At 53.2% G+C, this 19,026-nt stretch carries 14 protein-coding genes; 13 read left to right on the top strand and 1 reads right to left on the bottom strand.

Going from position 1 to position 19,026, the window contains the following annotated elements; genetic code table 11:
- The first annotated feature begins 27 nt into the window (after positions 1 to 27).
- The 10 genes from E5161_RS14340 (at position 28) to E5161_RS14295 (ending at position 12,590) form a co-directional block, all read left to right on the top strand.
- Complete coding sequence (locus tag E5161_RS14340; protein ID WP_136778493.1) at positions 28 to 942, top strand: carbohydrate ABC transporter permease; 915 nt, start codon at positions 28 to 30, stop codon at positions 940 to 942.
- A gap of 15 nt (positions 943 to 957) precedes the next feature.
- On the top strand, positions 958 to 1,791 hold the full coding sequence (locus E5161_RS14335; RefSeq protein ID WP_136778492.1) for a carbohydrate ABC transporter permease: 834 nt from the start codon (positions 958 to 960) through the stop codon (positions 1,789 to 1,791).
- Positions 1,792 to 1,898: 107 nt separating this feature from the next.
- The gene (locus E5161_RS14330; protein WP_136778491.1) at positions 1,899 to 3,257 is read left to right on the top strand and encodes an ABC transporter substrate-binding protein; all 1,359 of its coding nucleotides are present in this window, start codon (positions 1,899 to 1,901) and stop codon (positions 3,255 to 3,257) included.
- A gap of 82 nt (positions 3,258 to 3,339) precedes the next feature.
- Positions 3,340 to 5,109: a cache domain-containing sensor histidine kinase gene (locus tag E5161_RS14325; protein ID WP_136778490.1), complete on the top strand. Its 1,770-nt coding sequence runs from the start codon at positions 3,340 to 3,342 to the stop codon at positions 5,107 to 5,109.
- Positions 5,084 to 6,679, top strand: coding sequence for a response regulator transcription factor (locus tag E5161_RS14320; protein WP_136778489.1), 1,596 nt, complete (start codon positions 5,084 to 5,086; stop codon positions 6,677 to 6,679). The genes E5161_RS14325 and E5161_RS14320 overlap by 26 nt, the downstream gene beginning before the upstream one ends.
- Before the next feature lie 141 nt (positions 6,680 to 6,820).
- Positions 6,821 to 8,623 carry a sigma-54-dependent Fis family transcriptional regulator gene (locus E5161_RS14315; RefSeq protein WP_136778488.1) on the top strand — a complete coding sequence of 601 codons (1,803 nt, stop codon included), beginning with the start codon at positions 6,821 to 6,823 and terminating at the stop codon, positions 8,621 to 8,623.
- A 173-nt stretch (positions 8,624 to 8,796) separates the two neighbouring features.
- Positions 8,797 to 9,864, top strand: coding sequence for an ABC transporter ATP-binding protein (locus tag E5161_RS14310; protein ID WP_136778487.1), 1,068 nt, complete (start codon positions 8,797 to 8,799; stop codon positions 9,862 to 9,864).
- Positions 9,861 to 10,718, top strand: coding sequence for an ABC transporter permease (locus E5161_RS14305; RefSeq protein WP_136778486.1), 858 nt, complete (start codon positions 9,861 to 9,863; stop codon positions 10,716 to 10,718). The genes E5161_RS14310 and E5161_RS14305 overlap by 4 nt, the downstream gene beginning before the upstream one ends.
- Entirely contained in the window at positions 10,718 to 11,497 is a 780-nt protein-coding gene (locus E5161_RS14300; protein WP_136778485.1) for an ABC transporter permease, read from the top strand. The genes E5161_RS14305 and E5161_RS14300 overlap by 1 nt, the downstream gene beginning before the upstream one ends.
- Positions 11,498 to 11,507: 10 nt before the next feature.
- On the top strand, positions 11,508 to 12,590 hold the full coding sequence (locus E5161_RS14295; RefSeq protein WP_136778484.1) for an ABC transporter substrate-binding protein: 1,083 nt from the start codon (positions 11,508 to 11,510) through the stop codon (positions 12,588 to 12,590).
- A gap of 642 nt (positions 12,591 to 13,232) precedes the next feature.
- Here the strand turns inward: E5161_RS14295 and E5161_RS14290 are convergent.
- A complete protein-coding gene (locus E5161_RS14290; RefSeq protein ID WP_136778483.1) occupies positions 13,233 to 14,600 on the bottom strand; it encodes a putrescine aminotransferase in 1,368 nt (455 codons plus the stop codon).
- A 195-nt stretch (positions 14,601 to 14,795) separates the two neighbouring features.
- Between E5161_RS14290 and E5161_RS14285 the strand changes: the two genes are divergently transcribed.
- The 3 genes from E5161_RS14285 (at position 14,796) to E5161_RS14275 (ending at position 18,968) form a co-directional block, all read left to right on the top strand.
- Complete coding sequence (locus E5161_RS14285) at positions 14,796 to 16,331, top strand: PucR family transcriptional regulator (protein WP_136778482.1); 1,536 nt, start codon at positions 14,796 to 14,798, stop codon at positions 16,329 to 16,331.
- 120 nt (positions 16,332 to 16,451) lie between these two features.
- Entirely contained in the window at positions 16,452 to 17,819 is a 1,368-nt protein-coding gene (gabT, locus tag E5161_RS14280; RefSeq protein ID WP_136778481.1) for a 4-aminobutyrate--2-oxoglutarate transaminase, read from the top strand.
- Between the two features lie 12 nt (positions 17,820 to 17,831).
- Positions 17,832 to 18,968, top strand: coding sequence for an ABC transporter substrate-binding protein (locus tag E5161_RS14275; protein ID WP_136778480.1), 1,137 nt, complete (start codon positions 17,832 to 17,834; stop codon positions 18,966 to 18,968).
- Positions 18,969 to 19,026 lie beyond the last annotated feature (58 nt).

Below are 19,026 nucleotides of genomic sequence, written 5' to 3'. Positions count from 1 at the left end.
CAATAGATTGACGAACGGAGGTCAGCTATGGATAACTCGACAGATAAGAAAAAACGAAAACAACGGGGAGAGCGGAAGGAGAATTTGGCGGGCTACCTATTCGTGGCGCCGATGCTGATCGGTTTGATCGTGCTTACGATTATTCCGACACTGCTCACCTTGATCCTGAGCTTCACGGATTGGAGTTTCATTGCGGGAATCGATAAAATCAAATTCGTCGGATTTAAGAACTACATTAAATTGTTTGACGACAATGTTTTCCGCATTTCTCTCAAGAATAACCTGATCATGCTTTTCGTCGTTCCCGTACAGATGATCTTGGCCTTGATCCTGGCGGTTATCGTGGACCGGGTCGTCTTCTTCAAAAATTTCTTCAAGGTTATTTTTTTTCTCCCTTATATTTCGAGTATTGTAGCCGTGGCGATCGTATTTCAGCTTTTGTTCCACCCCTCATATGGACCCATCAATAAATTTTTGATGGCGGTCGGCGTCAAGAACCCGCCATTGTGGCTCGCGGACATTCATTATGCTCTGCCATCCATCATGATTATTTTGGTATGGGTAGGCATCGGATTTTGTATGATCGTCTATTTGGCGGCGCTGCAATCGATTCCGAGAGATCTTTACGAGTCCGCGGATATCGACGGAGCCGGTGTATGGACCCGGTTTATGCGGATTACCTTGCCGCTCGTGTCGCCCACTACGTTCTTTCTTCTCGTTACGGGCATCATCAGCACGTTCAAGTCGTTTGACATTATCAAAGTGCTGACGGAAGGGAAACCGGCTTACTCCACGTCCGTTGTCACGTATCATTTGTACACGAAGGCGTTCGATGAACTGAAGACGGGTTACGCATCCTCCATCGCTTGGTTCCTTCTCGGATGCGTGCTGCTGATTACCTTGTTTCAACTGTATGGCCAGAAAAAATGGGTGAACTACTAGAAGGGAGCAGGAACTATGGAGAAGCAGAACCGCATCGCGAGACTCCTGATCACCCTCGTCATGCTGCTGTTGGGAGCAGCCTTCGTGCTGCCCTTCGTTTGGATGATCTCGGCTTCTTTCAAACCGGAGATCGACGTGTTCAAATATCCGATCGAGTGGATTCCGAAGCATTGGAACGCGGTCGAGAATTACCGGGAAGTTTGGCTCGGCGATCATCCTTTTGCGATCTATTATTGGAATACGATCAAAGTAACGGTTTTGACCACCATGGTCTCGGTCCTGGTATCCTGCATGGCAGCCTACGGATTCTCGCATGTCGAGTTTAGAGGCCGGAATTTCCTGTTCGTGCTCGTTCTCATGACGTTCATGGTGCCGCCTGCGTCCATTCTCGTTCCGCAATTCATGATATTCCGCTGGCTGCACCTGTTCGACACCCATCTGGGACTCGTGCTCGTCGGTTCGTTCAGCGCGCTCGGCACGTTTATGTTGAGACAGTTCTTCATGGGTATCCATAAAGATTACCTCGACGCCGGCCGGATGGATGGAGCGGGTCATCCCCGTATCTTCCTGCAAATCGCACTTCCCCTCGTCCAACCGGCGGTTGCGACTTACGCCATTCTCCGGTTTATCTGGACCTGGAACGACTACGCCAATCCGCTCGTATTCCTGCGCAGCGATAAGCTTGCCACCATCCAGCTGGGGATCCAGAAGTTTGCCTCCGAGAGCGGCGCGTTCTATTCTCTCGTCATGGCGGGAACCGTCTCCGCGATCTTGCCGCTCATCCTCATATTCGTGCTGGGACAAAAACGAGTCATCGAAGGAATCGCGCTCGGAGGAGTAAAAGGGTAAAAAAATTTCATAAATCGGTAAAAAAAGAATCTCTGCCCGAAATCTCAAACATGTTACGTTTAGGTTGTCAGATAAAGTGCTTTCATAACCATAGGGAGGTTTATTGAATGAAGAAGAAGTGGTTGTCGATTATGACTGCAACCGTTCTCACTGCAGGATTGCTGGCGGGCTGCGGATCCGGCAAGGGGGGCGATGCGTCGCCTTCGCAAGGCAACGATTCGCCGAGCGCGAGCAACAGCCCTGCGAAAGAGACGGTCACGATCAAGTTCGTCGGTTGGGAGAGCCCTGCCGTCTATCAACCGATGATCGACGCGTTCCAGCAAAAAAATCCGGATATCAAGGTCGAGTACTCGGCTCTCGTAGAGAACAATTCGAACGAATCGATCAAGAAAATCGATTTGATGTATGCTTCCGGAGACGATTTTGACGTGTTCCCGCTCAACTCCCAACGCGATTATGCACAGCGGGCGGCCAACGGGATGCTTGAGCCGGTGGACGACTATTTGGCCAAAGAAGGCGTCAAGTACGAAGACGAGTACAAAGTGGAACTGCAGAAATTCGACGGCAAACATTACGCATTGCCGGGCAAATTCGGCCCTTGGCTGATCCTGATGAACAAAGAAAAACTGGATGCGGCGAACTTGGCCGTGCCGACCAACTGGACATGGGATGAATTCCGCGATTACGCGAAGAAGCTCACAAGCGGCGAAGGCCCGAACAAAGTCTACGGCGCGCACTTCCATGAGTGGAAAGACTACTTCCTTCTCAAGCTCTACAGCTCTCCGGCAGACCAGGGGATCATGAAGGATGACGGCGTAACGCTGAACGCCGACAATCCGCTCATGAAGGCATCGCTCGAACTCCGTTACCAGATGGAAAAAACGGATAAATCCGCTACGCCTTACCAAGATGTCATTACGCAAAAAATTCCGTACCGCGACCAGTATTTCCAACAAAAAGGCGTCATGCTGCCGACCGGTCCTTGGATGATCGCAGAAGCCGGCGGCACGGACAAAATTGCTGCAACATTCGTTTCCGCATTCGCACCGTGGCCGACGAACAACAAAGGGGACGAGAACTACGCCTACGGACAGGCGGATCCGCTCGTCATTTCCTCAAAATCCAAGCACAAAGAGGAAGCCTATAAGTTCCTGCGGTTCTGGACCACGGAAGGCATGGGGCTGACGAAGCAATTGTCTGCGTGGAAGAAGGCGGACCTCAGCAAGGAAATCGATGCGATCGTGGGTTCGACCAAATCGCCGGATAAAATCGACAAAGCTTCCCTGCTCAACACGCTCAGCGTCTCTAAACTGCCGAATCCGCCGATTACCGTCTCCTACGCTTCCGATTTGGAGAAAGCCTACATCGCCGAAGCGGATAAGTATATGCTGGGCATTACGGACATCGATACAACGATCGCGAACGTGAAGACGAATCTCCAGAAAATCGTTGATGCCAACAAGTAAGCCTTAACTTTATAATGAGAAGGTGGATGCCTGTCACGGCATCCCCTTTTTTCTATATCGCTGCGACTGGGAGGAATCATGCATGAGGCTGCCTGCGATCAGTTGGAGACAGAAAGTGATCCTCACTTCGCTCCTGTGCCTCGTATTGCCATCGGTCATCACCCTCGTTCTGACGGCGGATTATACCAAGAATGAGCTGAAAAACAAAGCCGTCGCCAAAGCGGAACAGTCGCTTGAAGTGGCGGATTTATATGAATCCAACATTATGAGGGACATGATCAACGCCTTTAATTCCATCCAATATGACAGCGAAATGATTACCGATCTGCGCGTGGCATGGAACATGCATAAAACCGACCCGTCCGGCAGCGTCGATTTGCTTTCCTTCAAGAAAATCACCGAGAGATTGGAACGAATCCAATTTTTCGGAGGGAAAACATACGTCACGATTTTACTTCCCAATGAGTTGTACTTTTCCAATTATTCGACTTACAAAAATAATTTGTCGTTTCTGTACAATGAACCATGGCTGAAGTCCTTAGCCCGCGAGCCGGTCAACACGACCCGCTGGCTCGGCACCCAGAAAAACTATGTGCGGGCGGATGCCGATTCGGCTCCCCGCGTGGTGACGATCATCCGCACGTTCCAAATTTATGCCAAAGGCGTCAACGCCTACATCATTCTTAGCAAACCCGAAGAGCAATTCCGGCAAGTATTTTCCCAATATGCATCCGACCAGGTCATGATGCTGCTGGACGCGGATGGAACGATTATTTCCCATACCCAGCCGGATCAAATCGGGAAAGCGGTGAACCCGGTTCCGCAGGACGAATCGTATGCGACGGTGCGGCAGAATGGCAAAGGTTATATTGCCGTTAGCCATCCGCTTAAGTTTGCCGGATGGAGCATGCGAAGTCTCACTCCCTATGAGAATGTAACCAGCAAGATCGGGAACCTTTTTAATTACGTGTTTATCCTGCAGTTCGTCTTTTTCTTCCTTTTCTCGGTCGTCTTGTTATATTTCCTGGGTCAGTGGACCTTGCCGATTATGAAGCTCGCGAGGACGGCGAGCAAAGTGGAGAAAGGTTTTCTGGAAGAGCGCTCCAAGGTACGGGGAAGTGATGAAGTCGGCCATTTGGGGCTCGCGTTCGACAAGATGCTGGATCGAGTCAAGGAAATGATCCGGCAGGTCGAGACGGAACAAAACCGGAAACGGATGGCGGAACTCGAACTTCTGCAGGCGCAGATGAATCCGCACTTTCTCTTTAATACGCTGAATTCCATCCGTCTTAGGGCGATTCTGAAGGGCGAGCACGAGATCGGCGAGATTATCGGATCATTGTCCACTGTGCTGCGGATGACGATCAACCGGAACAACGAGTTCGTTCCGCTTCACGAAGAAGCCGAAACCGCGCGGCACTATATGGACTTGGTGAATTTCCGCCACCATGAAGGGGTTGAACTCAAGGTTAATCTCGCGTCGGATACGCTGCTCGAACTGATTCCGCGTTTCACACTGCAACCGTTGATCGAGAATGCGTATATTCATGGCCTGCAGCAGAAGAACGGAGAAATTGCCGTTTCCGCATGGAAAAGTTCTTCGTTCCTGTACATTGAAGTCATGGACAACGGAGTCGGCATAGCGGAAGATAAGCTGGCGGATATCAGAAGCGGCGCCCCCATCTCCGGGATCGGCCTCAAAAACGTGAAAGAACGCCTCCAAATCATATATGGGGATTTATTCGTAATGGAAATGGACGGGGCGCCGGGGAAGGGCGTCGCGATTACGCTCAAGATCCCTCTAAACGGAAGAGAGGAGCAGGCGCATGTATCGAGTCATGCTGGTGGATGACGATGTAGCGGTGCTTGAGTTTTTAAAGCAATTGGTTCCGTGGGAACAGATGGGATTCGGGCTTTCGGGTGTTTTTACCCGAGCGGCCGATGCGCTCGAGATGTGCCGGAAAGAGATGCCGGATCTCATCATCACGGATATCGGCATGCCCGGCATGAACGGCCTGGAACTCATCCAATGCCTTCAGACGGAAGCTGGCAAGACGCAATTCGTCATTTTGTCGTGCCATGACGAGTTTCATTACGCGCAGCAAGCGGTAAAGCTCGGCGTGCACGATTATATACTGAAGGAGACGCTCGACCTTGCCGGAATACAGGGAATTCTGGATCGGGTGCTCGGCAAGCTGGAAGAAGAGCGCCGGCTGAAGCAGCAAGTCGACCGGTTGTATTATCAAGCGCAAAAAAACAAGGCGGCATTGAAAGAAAAATGGCTGCGGGATTTGCTGGCCGGACCGGTGATCGAGGACCGCCCGCTGCTCGGTCAGCTTCAAGAGTTCGGACTGAATACGCAGCTTGGACACATTCTGCCCGTGTTGTGCCGCGTGTTCAGCTTCCAGGACGCGATTATCCGCTACCAGAAAGAGGATGTCGTCAAGTTCATCGTGGAAAACGCAGCGGAAGAGCTGCTCGAAGGCGAACCGGATGTGATGTTTTTCGGCCGTTCGGCGCAGGAATTTGTTCTGCTGTACTCTTTTCGCAAGGACTTCGCTTCCAACCCCTACGAAAAGATCGTTCAGGTGTGCCGCACCCTTCAGCTAGCGTTCGCGAAATATCTCAAGCTCGAATTCTCCATGTTGATCGGGGAGCCCACTGCGGACGGAGCCGGCATCAAACGTCAGCTGCCCGTCCTGCTGTCGGCGGCGGATCATCTGTTCTATTTCGAAGGTCCTGCGATCGTGAAAAGCAATCATTCTGCGGCCGTATGGATGAACCAGGAGGATTTGTTCGAGCATTACTCCGACTATGCCGAACGGTTCAACCGGCTGCTGCTCGAAGGCAGCGGGGATGTGGAACACGTGGTCGACGCTTTCGTCGGCTTTATGAAAAACAGGAATTATCATCCTGCCGACGTCAAGCAAATGGTGTGGAAGCTCGCGCTCGACCTGCAGCTGAAGCTGAAGTTCAGCATGGCCTACGACAAAGAAAAAATGCAGCAGACGGTCCAGCATATGATGAACGTCAGCGAGGTCCGCGAGTGGTTGGTGAAGTTTATCCAGAAAGCCGTTCGCCAAGCAGAGCATATCTCCAGAGAAAGCAAAAAAGCTGAAATCGTAGATATTCAGAAATACGTGATGCTGCATTTGAACCGAAAAATTACGCTGGAGGAAGCGGCCGCCCATCTTCACTTGAATCCGAGTTATTTCAGCCGGCTGTTCAAGAAGGAGACCGGGGAAAATTTCATCGAATTCGTCACCCGCATGAAGATGGAGAAGGCCAAGATGCTGCTCGAGGAAATGGGCAGGACGGTGGAGCAGGTCGCACTCCAACTCGGTTACGACAACAAAAGCTATTTCATCAAGTTGTTCAAACAGCACTACGGAATACCGCCCGGCAAATTCGTAAAAGCATAAGCAGCGCCCGATTACCGCTTGAAGGGAATCGGGCTTTTTTTTTTAGAAAAAAGTGAGAAAGAAGGATTTTTCACAAAAATACCAAAAATATTAAGTAATAGGACTGCAGAATCATCTTGGTTCGGGTGAGGTGGAACAGGCATGCTGAGAGAATATCAGCACATCGCACAGGAAGTATCGGAGGCGATTTCCGCCGCTCTGCAAATCGAAACGGAAATCGTGGACGACACGATGACGATCATTGCCGGAACCGGCAAATATAAAGCCAGAATCAACATGAAAGAAGAAAACGGGGAAATCGAAGCCGGATATTTGTATGGCCGCGTGCTGCAAACCCGGCAATCTTATTTCGTCGAGGATGCGCCAAGCGATTTATCCTACGATCCTTCCGTGCTGCAAGGCGAGACGGAGGAATTGGCCGAGCTCTGCACGCCGATTCATTATAACGGCAAGGTGATCGGCGTTATCGGCCTGATCGCTTTCAATGAAAAGCAGCGTAGAACGCTGGTCAATAACCGGTTGCCCTATCTGACTTTTGTTCAGAGAATGTCGGACCTGTTGGCCGGTAAAATCGCGGAGCAGACGGCCATTCGCAACTGGGAAAAAACATACATGCAGCTGGAGACGGTCATCGAATCGATCCACGAAGGAATTATCGCGATCGATGAGCACGGCGTCATTACAACGATCAACGATACGGCCGAAAAACTGATTCAATTGGATAAAGGGTCCTTGATCGGCACACCCATCGACCGGATATGGTCCGATACGCCGATGCTTCAGGTGCTGCAGTCCGGCAAAGGTTATATCGAACAGGAAGAGCTGTACCGGCTCGGCCACCATGAAATGCATTTTATTGTCACCGCCCGCCCGATCAGAAGCAACGGCGAGGTGATCGGCGTGGTCGCTTCCTTCCGCCGAATGGCGGATATGCGCAGGCTGGCATATATGCTCACCAATGAGCACAAAGATCTGAATTTCTCGCAAATTTTAGGCAAGAGCCGGTCTCTTTCCTTAATCATCAGACAAGCCCAGCAGGTGGCCAGGGGAACATCCAACATATTGATTACGGGAGAAAGCGGCACCGGCAAAGGAATGCTTGCCGCCGCGATTCACTCCTCCAGCAGCCGAAGCACCGGACCTTTGATCATCGTCAACTGCGGAGCAATCCCGGAAGCGCTGCTTGAGAGCGAATTGTTCGGATATGCCGGGGGAGCTTTTACCGGCGCGAAGCGGGAAGGGAAGGCCGGCAAGTTCGAGCTGGCGGACGGCGGGACGATCTTCCTCGATGAAATCGGTGATTTGCCGCTGCATCTGCAGGTGAAGCTGCTTCACGTACTGCAGAGCAAACAGGTCGAGCGGGTAGGCTCGAACAAGGTGGTGAACATCAATATCCGCGTCATCTCGGCCACCAACAAAAATCTTGAAGAGATGGTGCGCAACAAGGAATTTCGCGAAGACTTGTATTTCCGGCTCAACGTCATTCCCCTTCATATGCCCGCCCTGCGCGAACGCAAGGAAGATATTCCTTTGCTCATGGATTACTTTCTCGCGAAATACCGGGAGACGTTCGATCACCCGCTGCTTGACTTTACCCCGCAGGTCAAACAGCTGTTCATTCAATATCCTTGGCCGGGAAACGTACGAGAGCTGGAAAACGCCATTGAATACGCGGTCAACATGGAGACATCGGAATATATCGGAACGGACAGCGTGCCATTGCGCATTCGCAATCAGAACGGCCCGGAGCCTGAGGAACAAAGCGATGTCGGAACGCAGCTGCTGAAGGAGCAATTGAAGCAGTTTGAAAAAAACATATTGCAGGACATGCTTCGCCGGCACGGCCGGTCCGTAGAGGCGAAAAGAACGATTGCCGAGGCGCTGGGGGTCGGTTTGGCCACGCTTTATCGAAAGTTGGAAGAGCATCGCATTTCTCACTCGTGAGAAAGGTTTCCAACAAATTAGAAAGCGCTTGCGAGTAGCTGCGGGCTTCCGAACCAGGATATACGGGAATTTTGGAGATTCCGGCACGTGGATTCGACTTTGTCCTCAACATGGCATCTTTCTTGCTTGTATATTTAACACTTGGTTCGAGAAGGGGGTTATCATTACAGCCTATGGTCATCTTACAAAACCTGGTGAAACAGTACGGCTCCCAAACGGTCGTGAACGATGTGTCCCTTGAAATTCGCCAAGGGGAGTTCCTGACGCTTCTGGGTCCGAGCGGATGCGGCAAGACGACGACCCTGCGCATGATTGCGGGATTCGAGCACCCGACTTCGGGACAAATCATGCTCGACGGAGAACCAATTTTGAAAACACCTCCGTATGAGCGCAACGTGAATACCGTGTTTCAAAACTATGCGCTGTTCCCGCATATGAGCGTTTTCGACAACGTCGCTTTCGGACTGCGGGTGAAACGCGTGCGGAAAGCCGATATTCGGCAGCGTGTCGGGGATGCGTTGAAAATGGTCCAGCTGGAGGAGTTTGCGGGGCGCAAACCGGACCAGCTGAGCGGAGGTCAGAAGCAGCGGGTCGCCATTGCGCGTGCGCTGGTTAACAACCCTAAAGTACTGCTGCTCGACGAGCCTCTTGGGGCGCTCGACCAAAAGCTGCGCAAACAAATGCAGGTAGAGCTCAAGCATTTGCAGAAGCGGCTCGGCATCACGTTTATTTTCGTCACGCACGATCAAGAAGAAGCGCTGACGATGTCCGACCGGATCGCGGTCATGAACGGGGGAGTGCTGGAGCAGGTCGGCACGCCGAAGGACATTTACGAGTTCCCGGAGACCGGGTTCGTGGCCGAATTCATCGGGGAGACGAATCTCATTTCCGGCGTCGCGAAAGAGCGGAACGGTTCCTCGGTTGCCGTGGACTGCGGGGGGACGCTGCTGAGAGGTGCGGCGAAAAACGAAGTTTCCCTTGGCGGGAACGTTCTGGTCGCGGTTCGTCCGGAACGCGCCAAGCTCTCGCTGCAGCCTGATGCCGACGCCGGCGGAACGGACATTGCGGCTGAATTCACGGAGCGCATCTATGTGGGAAGCAGCATTCGCACCATGGTGAAGCTTCAAAGCGGCGCTTCCTTCGCCGTCGTGGAAAGTCCGGACCGGCTGATCGACGCGGGTGCAGGCGACAGGCTTTATGTGAGCTGGAAGCCCGAGCACGCGGTGGTGTTGAAGCGATGAGAAGACCGCCGGATTTCGCCCGTTGGTGGACGCTGTCGCCGGTGACGGTGTGGATGATCGTCTTGTTCTTGCTTCCTCTGATTTTGGTGCTGGCCGTCAGCTTCATGTCCCGGAACATTTTCGGAGGCATTGAATATACCTTCTCCCTCGACAACTACATCCGGTATTTCGATCCGTTATATTTGAAAATTTTGTGGGTCTCCTGTCAACTGGCGTTTCTCACCACGGTATTCTGCCTGCTTATCGGATATCCTTTCGCTTATATCATCGCCCGCTCGCCCGCAAAGTACCGCAACGTGCTTTTGCTGTTCGTCATCGTACCTTTCTGGACCAACTCGCTCATCCGCACGTACGCTTGGATCATACTGCTGAGGACGGAGGGCGTCATCAACACAATTTTGTTACATATCGGGATCATTGATAAACCGCTGACGATGCTTTACAACGATACGGCGGTGCTGATCGGCTTGGTATACACGATGCTTCCGTTTATGATCCTCCCCTTGTACGCTTCGATCGAGAAGCTCGACAAAGCTTTGTTGGAAGCGGCTTCAGACCTTGGGGCGCGGCCCCGGCAGACGTTCTGGAAGGTGACACTGCCGCTGACGGCACCCGGCATCATGGCGGGAACGCTGCTCGTCTTTATCCCGGCTCTGGGGTTATTTTTCATTCCTGACCTGATGGGCGGAAGCAAGGCCATCCTGATCGGCAACCTGATCAAAAACCAATTTCTGACCGCACGGGACTGGCCGTTCGGGTCCGCGATTTCCATCATTCTGATGGCGCTTACGCTGCTCTTTATCGCCGTCTATGTGAAGATCTCCAAAGATAAAGCCGGAAAGGATCTGATGTGATGCGCCTTTCCTTCGGCCGTAAGTTCGGCGTGTTTTACGCCTCGCTCGTGTATCTGTTTCTTTACCTGCCGATCTCGATCCTCATTCTGTACTCTTTTAACCGGTCGAAGCTGAACGCCGTATGGACCGGTTTTACGACCGATTGGTACGTTAGGCTGTTCCATAACGACTCCATTCTGGAGGCCGCGAAAACATCGCTGACGGTGGCGGTCATTACGACGATCGGAGCGACGATGATCGGTACGCTGGCGGCGGTAGGGATGTATCGCTATCATTTCCGGGGCAAAATCGCGCTGGAAGGCTTGGTGTTCCTGCCGATCGTCATTCCGGAGATCGTGATGGGGATTTCGATGCTCGCCCTGTTCAGCCAGCTCAAAGTATCGCTTGGCATTATGACGCTGCTCGCCGCCCATATCACATTTTCCGTTCCGTTCGTCATGGTGGTGGTACGGGCCCGCTTGGCGGGGTTCGACAAAAACATCGAGGAAGCGGCCATGGATTTGGGGGCGAAGCCGTGGACCACGTTCTTGAAAGTGACGCTTCCCGTCATCGCGCCGGGTGTGATCGCGGGCGCCTTGCTGACATTTACGCTGTCCATCGACGACGTCGTTATCAGCTTCTTCGTGGCTGGACCCGGCAGCACGACGCTGCCTTTGAAAATATACTCGATGGTCAAATTCGGCGTTACGCCGGAAATCAACGCCTTGTCCACCTTGATGCTCCTGGCCACTTTGCTCATCGTGCTGTTCGCGGAGCGTCTTCAGCAAAAAGAAAAATAGGAGGGTTCGTATGAAGGGGAGCAGCTTTCGGGTTTTGACGTCTTGCTTGGCGGTACTGGCTCTGATCCTGATGGCCGCCTGCGGCAGTTCAAAGGCGGGGTCGGACGGTTCGGGCGGCGACGGATTGGGCAAAGAACTGAACGTGTTCAACTGGTCTGAGTATTTGCCCGAATCGGTGCTCAAGAAATTCGAGGACAAGACCGGTGTCAAAGTGAATTACAGCACCTTCTCGTCGAACGAGGAAATGCTGGCCAAATTGTCGGCGGGCCAAGGCCTCTATGATCTCACCATGGCGAGCGATTACATTGTTCAACCCATGATTGCGCAAGGCATGATCCAACCGATCGACTTGAACAACATCCCGAACTTCAAGTATTTGCTGCCCGAGTTCATCGATAAGGATTACGACAAGGGCAACAAATATACCGTACCATACATGGGGAACACACAGCCGATCGGCATCAATCCGGATATCGTGAAAACGGAGATTACGAGCTACGCGGACCTGTGGAAACCCGAACTCAAAAATCAAATCGTGCTGCTGGACGACCAACGGATGGTGCTGGGCATGGTCCTGAAAACGTTGGGCTATTCCGCCAACGACACGGACCCCGCTCACTTGGAAGAGGCGAAGAAAAAAATGCTGGCGCTGATGCCGAACGTGAAGGCATTTGACAGCGACAGCCCGAAAACGCTCATGATCAGCGGTGAAGTCGGCGTGATGCTCAGCTGGGGTCCGGAAATTGCGCTGGCCCAGAAAGAGAAGCCGCAAGTGAAAACGGTTCTGCCCAAGGAAGGCTTGATTATCACTTTCGATAACTTCGTCATTCCGAAAGGCGCCAAAAACAAAAAAGCGGCCGAAGCGTTCATCAACTTCGTTACCGATCCGGACATCAGCGCGGAAATTTCCGTTTCCTTCCCGTACATCAACCCGAACGTTGAGGCGAGGAAAAAAATTGACAAGTTCTTTATGGACAATATCGCGATTTATCCGCCCACCGAAGAGTTGAAGCGCGTGGAAAGCCTCCAAGACTTGGGAGACAACGTCAAATTGTACGACCGCGTCTGGTCGGAAGTGAAGAGCTCGCAGTAAGGTTCAAAAAGTGGTGGAGCAGAGGGCTTTCCCTGCTCCGCCACTTTTTCATAGTGGGAAAAAATTTCAAGCCCGCTACTTCCTGATGGCCGTTGCTTAGTCGTTCCGCACGATAACCTCTAAGTACGCAGAGGAAACGCGAGGGGACGTAGTCTGGAATTTCATTTTGCCAAATTAATAACACGATGTGGGTGTACGACGATGCTGTAACTGCATTTTGCGAAATTACAGAGCCATTTCGAGCACACCCTTCCGCTAAGCAGCTCTCTAATTTGGCAAATTAAAATTACAAGTAGTTTCAAGGCGAAATTGTTTGCTGCAATTTCGCGAAATGCAGTTGCAGACTTCGATAGGAGTTTTTCTTGTTTTTTGCCGGTGTAAAAGCTGAAATACAGTTATTTTTTAAGATTTTAGCCGGTTTTTGAAGAATAAAAGTTGAAATACAGTTATTTGACGCATCTAAGATTACTTTAGCAGAATTTCAGGGAAAAATAGATGTACTTTAGACGTTATCTGGCCACTGAGAGGCTTGGAAGGCATAAATAACTGTACTTTGGCTGTTAGCAAAATAGCAAAGAAAAGGGGCTATCCCCCTGGTCTAGGAAGACCTTGCGGGATAGCCCCTTATACAATTACTGATGGTCAACCTACGATCGCGCTGCTCTCCTTCGCCAGCTGCGAGACGCCTTCCTCGATGCAGGCGAGAACGTAATCGATCTGGTCGTAGCTGATAATGGCCGGCGGCTCCAGCCGAATGACGGTGGCGTTGTTCAAGGTTCCGCCGACGAGAATTTTTTTGCCGAACAGCTGCTTCGCCAGCGTATAGCCGAGCGCGTTGTCGGCGAACTCCATGCCGATCAACAATCCGCGGCCGCGTACGTCAACCAATACACCCGGGTACTGTTGTTGAATTTCCCTGAGACCTTTCATAATGTAGTCGCCTTTTTCCTTGGCCATGCCGGGAATGTCCTCTTCCAAAATGGTATGGATGCCGGCAATCGCTCCGGCGCAACACAGCGGGTTTCCGCCGAAGGTCGAGGAACCGAGCAGGAACGGGTTCTCCTCCATTTGGTCCCACCACTTGCGCTTGGCCACCATGGCCGCGATCGGCATGACGCCGCCTCCGAACGCTTTGCCCAGCGTCATGATGTCCGGCACGACGTTCCAATGGTCCACGCCGAACATCGTTCCGGTCCGGCCCATGCCGGTCTGCACCTCATCTACGATCAGCAAGCATTCGTATCGGTCGCAAATTTGACGCAGCCGAGGCAAATAGTCGTCCGGCGGAATGTTCACGCCGCCCTCTCCCTGGATAGGCTCCACGATCACGCCCGCCACCGATTCCCCCGTGCTGATCAGCATGCGGATCGCTTGCTCCACCGCATCCGCGTTGCCGTACGGCACGTGCTGAAACCCCGGCACGAGCGGCAAGTAGGGCTCGCGGAATGTCCCTTTCCCGGAAGCCGACAATGAACCCATCGTCTTTCCGTGGAAGCCCCTTTCGGTTGAGATGAACCACTTTTTGCCGGTGGCCAGGCGGGCTAATTTTAAGGCCATTTCGTTGGCTTCGGTGCCGCAGTTCACCAGATAAGAATGCTGCAGATCGCCGGGCGTAATGTACGCGACGAGCTGAGACAAGTATCCGCGCAGCGGGTCGACCATTTCCTGGCTGTGCAGCGCGTACCGGTTCAGCTGCGCCTGCACGGCCTTGACTACCTTCGGATTTCGGTGACCCAGCAAATACACGCCGTACCCGCCGAGGCAGTCGATATATTCGTCTCCGAGCGTGTCGCGGAATACGGCGCCTTCATCCTCCCATTCGACGACCGAAAAATCGGTCGAAACCGACTTGCGGTGCCGCAAGATGGCTTTCGTCACATGGTTCGTGAAATTGTCGACCGACTCGGATACGATGTTTTTCTTTTGCTCCAGGGTCAGCGTTTCGCTTTCAATATAGCCCAATATTTTTTTGGCGAGCTGGAGGGATTCCTCCGTGGACTTTCGTTCCACAACGATCATCTCCTTTCGTGGTTTCCCTTTTCATCAAGCAAGAAGAATGCCAACAATCGCGGGCTTCCCTATCCGTATGTTTCGAGTCGCTTTTTCTCATTCGTTGGAACCGGTGTCGGATTTCGACGTCAGGATTGAGAACCGTTTCTCAAAAATGAGAAGAGACGTCCTATAGGGCCGAGATTCGGAGTTGGCATGAAATTTGCTTATAAAGAAGGCGTAAGCCATTGTGCAGGGGTGAGCGTCGTGAAGCTGATGGATGCTTTGAATCTGGATTCGCTCCGGCGGGCAACTGTAGTGGCCGGCACGCAAGCGTTGGAACGGACCGTACGCTGGGTCAATGTGGTGGACGTGCCGGATCCGCTGCCTTGGGTGCGGGAAGGAGATCTATTGCTCACTACCGGCTATGCTTGGCCTCGCGACGAAGACGGATTGGATCGGCTGATTGCAGCGATGGCGGGGCGGGGGCTGGCGGGCTTAGGCCTGGCGGTGCCCAACTTTTTCGAACGCATGCCCCTTGCGGCACGCCGCGCAGCCGATGCTCATCATTTGCCGCTGCTTGAAATTCCTTGGGAGATTCCGTTTTCCTCGATCACCGAGGAAATTCATCGTTCCATCTTGTCTTTACAACGGGATCTGCTGGAGCAGTCCGAGGCGATTCATAAAAAGCTGATGAAGGCCGGGCTCGAGGCGAAAAGCCTGCAGGACTTGACCGATACGCTGCATTCTTTGATCGGAAGGGAAGTGTGGATTGAACATCCGGAAGGCGGTGTATTGGCGAAGTCGCCTGCTGGCGGGAAACCGGACCTGAGTGAGAACGGGCAATCGGAACATGCCCCTTACGAATGCCCTATTCTGATCAAAAGAGAACCGGCGGCTGTATTGAAGATCGTACAGCACGGCCATCCGCTGGGCGAGCTTGAAATCCGCGCGGCGGAGTCGGCCGCCGTTGTCATCGCACTGCATTTGTCCCAGCAGAGGGCGCTCGCTTCTTTAGAAACGCAGCTCGGTTACTCATTCCTCGAGTCGTTGCTTGAGGGCGTCGTGGAGCCGACGTCCCAGATGCTCCAACGGGCGCAAATTCTGGGTTTCGACCCGGGAGGTGTTTACTCAGTCGGCCTTCTCGTACTGAGCGCGCAGGTGCCGCTTTCCCGCGACGGGGTCATACGGCGCGAAAAGCTGGCGGTATCGCTGAAGCGAGAGCTGCAAGACCTCCATGCGGCACCTCTTCTGTCGCTATCCCAAAACCATATTACGTTCTTGCTGCCGGAACGATGTCCCTTCAGCCGCTTATGGGAGCGCCTGCGATCGCCCGACGTTGCGATGTTCCTCAGCCGTACCCATCAAGGTTTTGCGGGCGTAAGGCAAGGCTTCGCCGAAGTGAGTTCGCTGCTCCCTTACACGGTGCCGGGTCGTTGCTGCCGCTTCGAAGATTTGCTCGTTCACCGGGTGCTCATCGGAGAGAGAGAGGCCCGTGCGCAATTTTTGGAGAAGCTGTTTCAACCGCTCATGCGGGACAAAAACGGCGAAGTGTTGGTTGAAACGGTCATCGCCGCCGCCCGATGCGGGTTCCATCTGAAGAAAGCGGCAGAGGCTATGTGCGTGCACCCCAAGACGCTTCGCTACCGGCTAGACCGGGCCATCTCGCTCGGCGGGTTCGATTTCCAGGATCCGCAGCAGCAATTCGAACTGCAGCTCGCGGAACGGGTTTTATCTCTTCAGGATAAATAAAGACCGTTATATTTATCTCCCGCTGCCATAGTCATTCCTGTACCCCTCCTCCTAAAATAAGGAATAAACCAAAACTGAAAGCGTTGCCAAAACAGTGAGGCGCGTAGAAGGAGAACGATCATGGACGACAAGAGGAAGAAATTCGTTTCGGTTTCGGCGGATTTTCCGGGTCCCAACACCCTGGCGCTTCTGGATAGAAGAAAGCAGTATGTTCCGAATGGCGTCGGCAACACGACACCGGTGTTCGTACAGAAGGCGCAGGGTGCGTTGATTCTTGATGTGGACGGCAATGTGTTCCTGGATTTCGCCGGCGCGATCGGCACGATGAATGCCGGACATTGTCCGCCCGAAGTCGTCCTGGCGGTCCAGAAGCAGGCCGAACAATACATCCATACGTGCTTCCACGTCGCCATGTACGAACCTTATGTCGCGCTTGCGGAAAAATTGGCGGAGATCACCCCCGGACATTTTCCGAAAAAGACGATCTTGCTTAACAGCGGGGCCGAAGCGGTGGAGAACGCGGTCAAGATTGCCCGAAAATACACCGGCAAGCCGGGGATCGTTTCGTTTACGCGCGGATTCCACGGCCGGACGCTGATGGGCATGTCGCTCACCAGCAAAGTGAAGCCGTACAAATTTAAAATGGGCCCATTCGCACCCGCCACCTATAAAGCTCCGTTCCCTTACCCGCTGCACCGTCCCGCTGGCATGTCGGAAGAGGATTACGCACTCTTCTGCGTCCGGCAGTTCGAAGACTTTCTGTACACGGAAGCGGCTCCGGAGGAATTGGCCGCCGTCATCATGGAACCGGTGCAGGGCGAAGGCGGCTTCATCGTTCCGCCTGCCGCGTTCGTGAAAGGCGTGTACGACCTTTGCCGAAAGAATAATATCCTGTTCATCGCGGATGAAATCCAGACCGGCTATGGGCGTACGGGCGAATTGTTCGCCTCCACGATTTTCGGCATCGAGCCGGATTTGATCACACTCTCCAAATCGCTGGCGGCCGGCGTTCCGATCAGCGCGGTGACCGGCCGGGCGGAAATTATGGACGCGCCAAGCCCCGGTGAAATCGGCGGCACGTATGGAGGCAGCCCCCTCGGGTGCGCCGCGGCGCTGGCCGTCATCGAGAAGATGGAGCGGGAAAACCTTCCGGCGAGGGCGCGTTCGATCGGCCAAACGATCATCAGCTTCTTCTCCGGGCTCATGCAGCAATATCCCGAGATCGCCGAAGTCCGGGGGCTCGGCGCCATGTGTGCGGTCGAATTCCTGGATCCCGCAACGCGCAAGCCCTTGAAAGAGCTCGTATCCCGGCTGGTACAAGCTTGTTACCGTTCGGGAGTGGTGCTGCTCAGTGCAGGCATTCACGGCAACGTGATCCGATTCCTGACTCCGCTCGTCATCACCGATGACCAGCTGCAGGAAGGACTCGATATCATAGCGGAATCCCTCGCCCTTATCGTAAACGGCGAAGCCGCAGAAATCTCCTGAAGGAGGAAAACCATGAAAAGCAGACGATCGAGAAACAAGTTTTTGCCGGCGCTGGTGGCCGCGATCACGGCTTTAATCGTCCTCAGCGCTTGCGGAGGCAAATCGGAAACCCCGCCTGCGGCATCCGGCTCCGGCGGCGGAAGCAATGCCGGCACATCGGGCAAAACGCTCAATTTACTTACCTGGGAAGGCTATGCCGATCCCAAATTCATCAAAGGCTTCGAAGATAAGTTCGGCGTCAAAGTGACCGCCACATACTTCGGTTCCAGTGACGAGCTGGTAGCCAAGCTGAAGGGAGGGGGAGGCGACACGTTCGACGTTATTTCTCCCTCTTCGGACGTCGCGGCGTATTTGTTGCACGAAGGTTTGGTCGCGCCGATCAACTTGGACCATGTGCCGAATTACGCGAATCTTGCATCCAAGCTGAAGGATATGAAAGACGTGCAGCAGGACGGCAAAGTATACGGTGTTCCATTCACTTGGGGGCCTGATTCCCTCATCTATGACGCGGATGTTATCAAGACGCCGCCGGACAGCTGGAACGTATTCTGGGATCCGCAGTACAAAGGCAAAGTGTCCATCTGGGACGATATCTCCAACATCTATTTGATCGGCCAAATGATGGGGCTTGACGCCACGGACCAAAGCAAAGTCTACAACATGACCGAAGACCAGCTGCAGGAAGCGAAGAAAAAGCTGATCGAACTGAAGCCGCAGATCCGCAAGTATTGGGCATCGGGCGGCGAGCTGAACGATCTGTTTTCCAACAAGGAAGTCGTGCTGGCCGTGGGCTGGCCGCTCACCCCGACAACGGTTAACGCATCCGGCCGTAATCTTCAAGAAACGATTCCGAAGGAAGGCATCACGGGCTGGATCGACCGCCTGATGATCGTGAACGCCTCCAAGAACAAAGAGTTGGCCGAAACCTATATCAATTATGTGACCGACGAACAGGTGATGAAGCTTGTGGCCGACGCAACCGGTTACGGAGTCGCCAATCTGAACGCGGCCAAACACATGTCCGCGGAGCAGGCCAAAGCGATCCATATCGACGATATGGAGAACTACATGAAGAAGGTCAACTTCTGGCAAGAAGTGAAGGATCGCAACCGGTATAACGAAATTTGGAATGAAGTGAAGGCTCAATAACGACGGAGAAATCATAGGGATACTTCGCGGCGGTCAGCCGCGGGGTATCCCTCCCATC

Origin of the sequence: Cohnella pontilimi (assembly GCF_005049045.1) — a bacterium.
Lineage (GTDB): Bacteria > Bacillota > Bacilli > Paenibacillales > Paenibacillaceae > Cohnella > Cohnella pontilimi.
Note: the sequence above shows the minus strand (reverse complement) of the source record. Positions and strands in the feature narration are given on the sequence as shown.

Bases quoted from the DNA above. Each gene is read 5' to 3' on its own strand.
- E5161_RS14320 (WP_136778489.1), top strand. From the start codon at position 5,084: ATGTATCGAGTCATGCTGGTGGATGACGATGTAGCGGTGCTTGAGTTT.
- E5161_RS14330 (WP_136778491.1), top strand. From the start codon at position 1,899: ATGAAGAAGAAGTGGTTGTCGATTATGACTGCAACCGTTCTCACTGCA.
- gabT (WP_136778481.1), top strand. From the start codon at position 16,452: ATGGACGACAAGAGGAAGAAATTCGTTTCGGTTTCGGCGGATTTTCCG.
- E5161_RS14275 (WP_136778480.1), top strand. From the start codon at position 17,832: ATGAAAAGCAGACGATCGAGAAACAAGTTTTTGCCGGCGCTGGTGGCC.
- E5161_RS14295 (WP_136778484.1), top strand. From the start codon at position 11,508: ATGAAGGGGAGCAGCTTTCGGGTTTTGACGTCTTGCTTGGCGGTACTG.
- E5161_RS14335 (WP_136778492.1), top strand. From the start codon at position 958: ATGGAGAAGCAGAACCGCATCGCGAGACTCCTGATCACCCTCGTCATG.
- E5161_RS14325 (WP_136778490.1), top strand. From the start codon at position 3,340: ATGAGGCTGCCTGCGATCAGTTGGAGACAGAAAGTGATCCTCACTTCG.
- E5161_RS14305 (WP_136778486.1), top strand. From the start codon at position 9,861: ATGAGAAGACCGCCGGATTTCGCCCGTTGGTGGACGCTGTCGCCGGTG.
- E5161_RS14285 (WP_136778482.1), top strand. From the start codon at position 14,796: ATGAAATTTGCTTATAAAGAAGGCGTAAGCCATTGTGCAGGGGTGAGC.
- E5161_RS14340 (WP_136778493.1), top strand. From the start codon at position 28: ATGGATAACTCGACAGATAAGAAAAAACGAAAACAACGGGGAGAGCGG.
- E5161_RS14300 (WP_136778485.1), top strand. From the start codon at position 10,718: ATGCGCCTTTCCTTCGGCCGTAAGTTCGGCGTGTTTTACGCCTCGCTC.
- E5161_RS14315 (WP_136778488.1), top strand. From the start codon at position 6,821: ATGCTGAGAGAATATCAGCACATCGCACAGGAAGTATCGGAGGCGATT.
- E5161_RS14310 (WP_136778487.1), top strand. From the start codon at position 8,797: ATGGTCATCTTACAAAACCTGGTGAAACAGTACGGCTCCCAAACGGTC.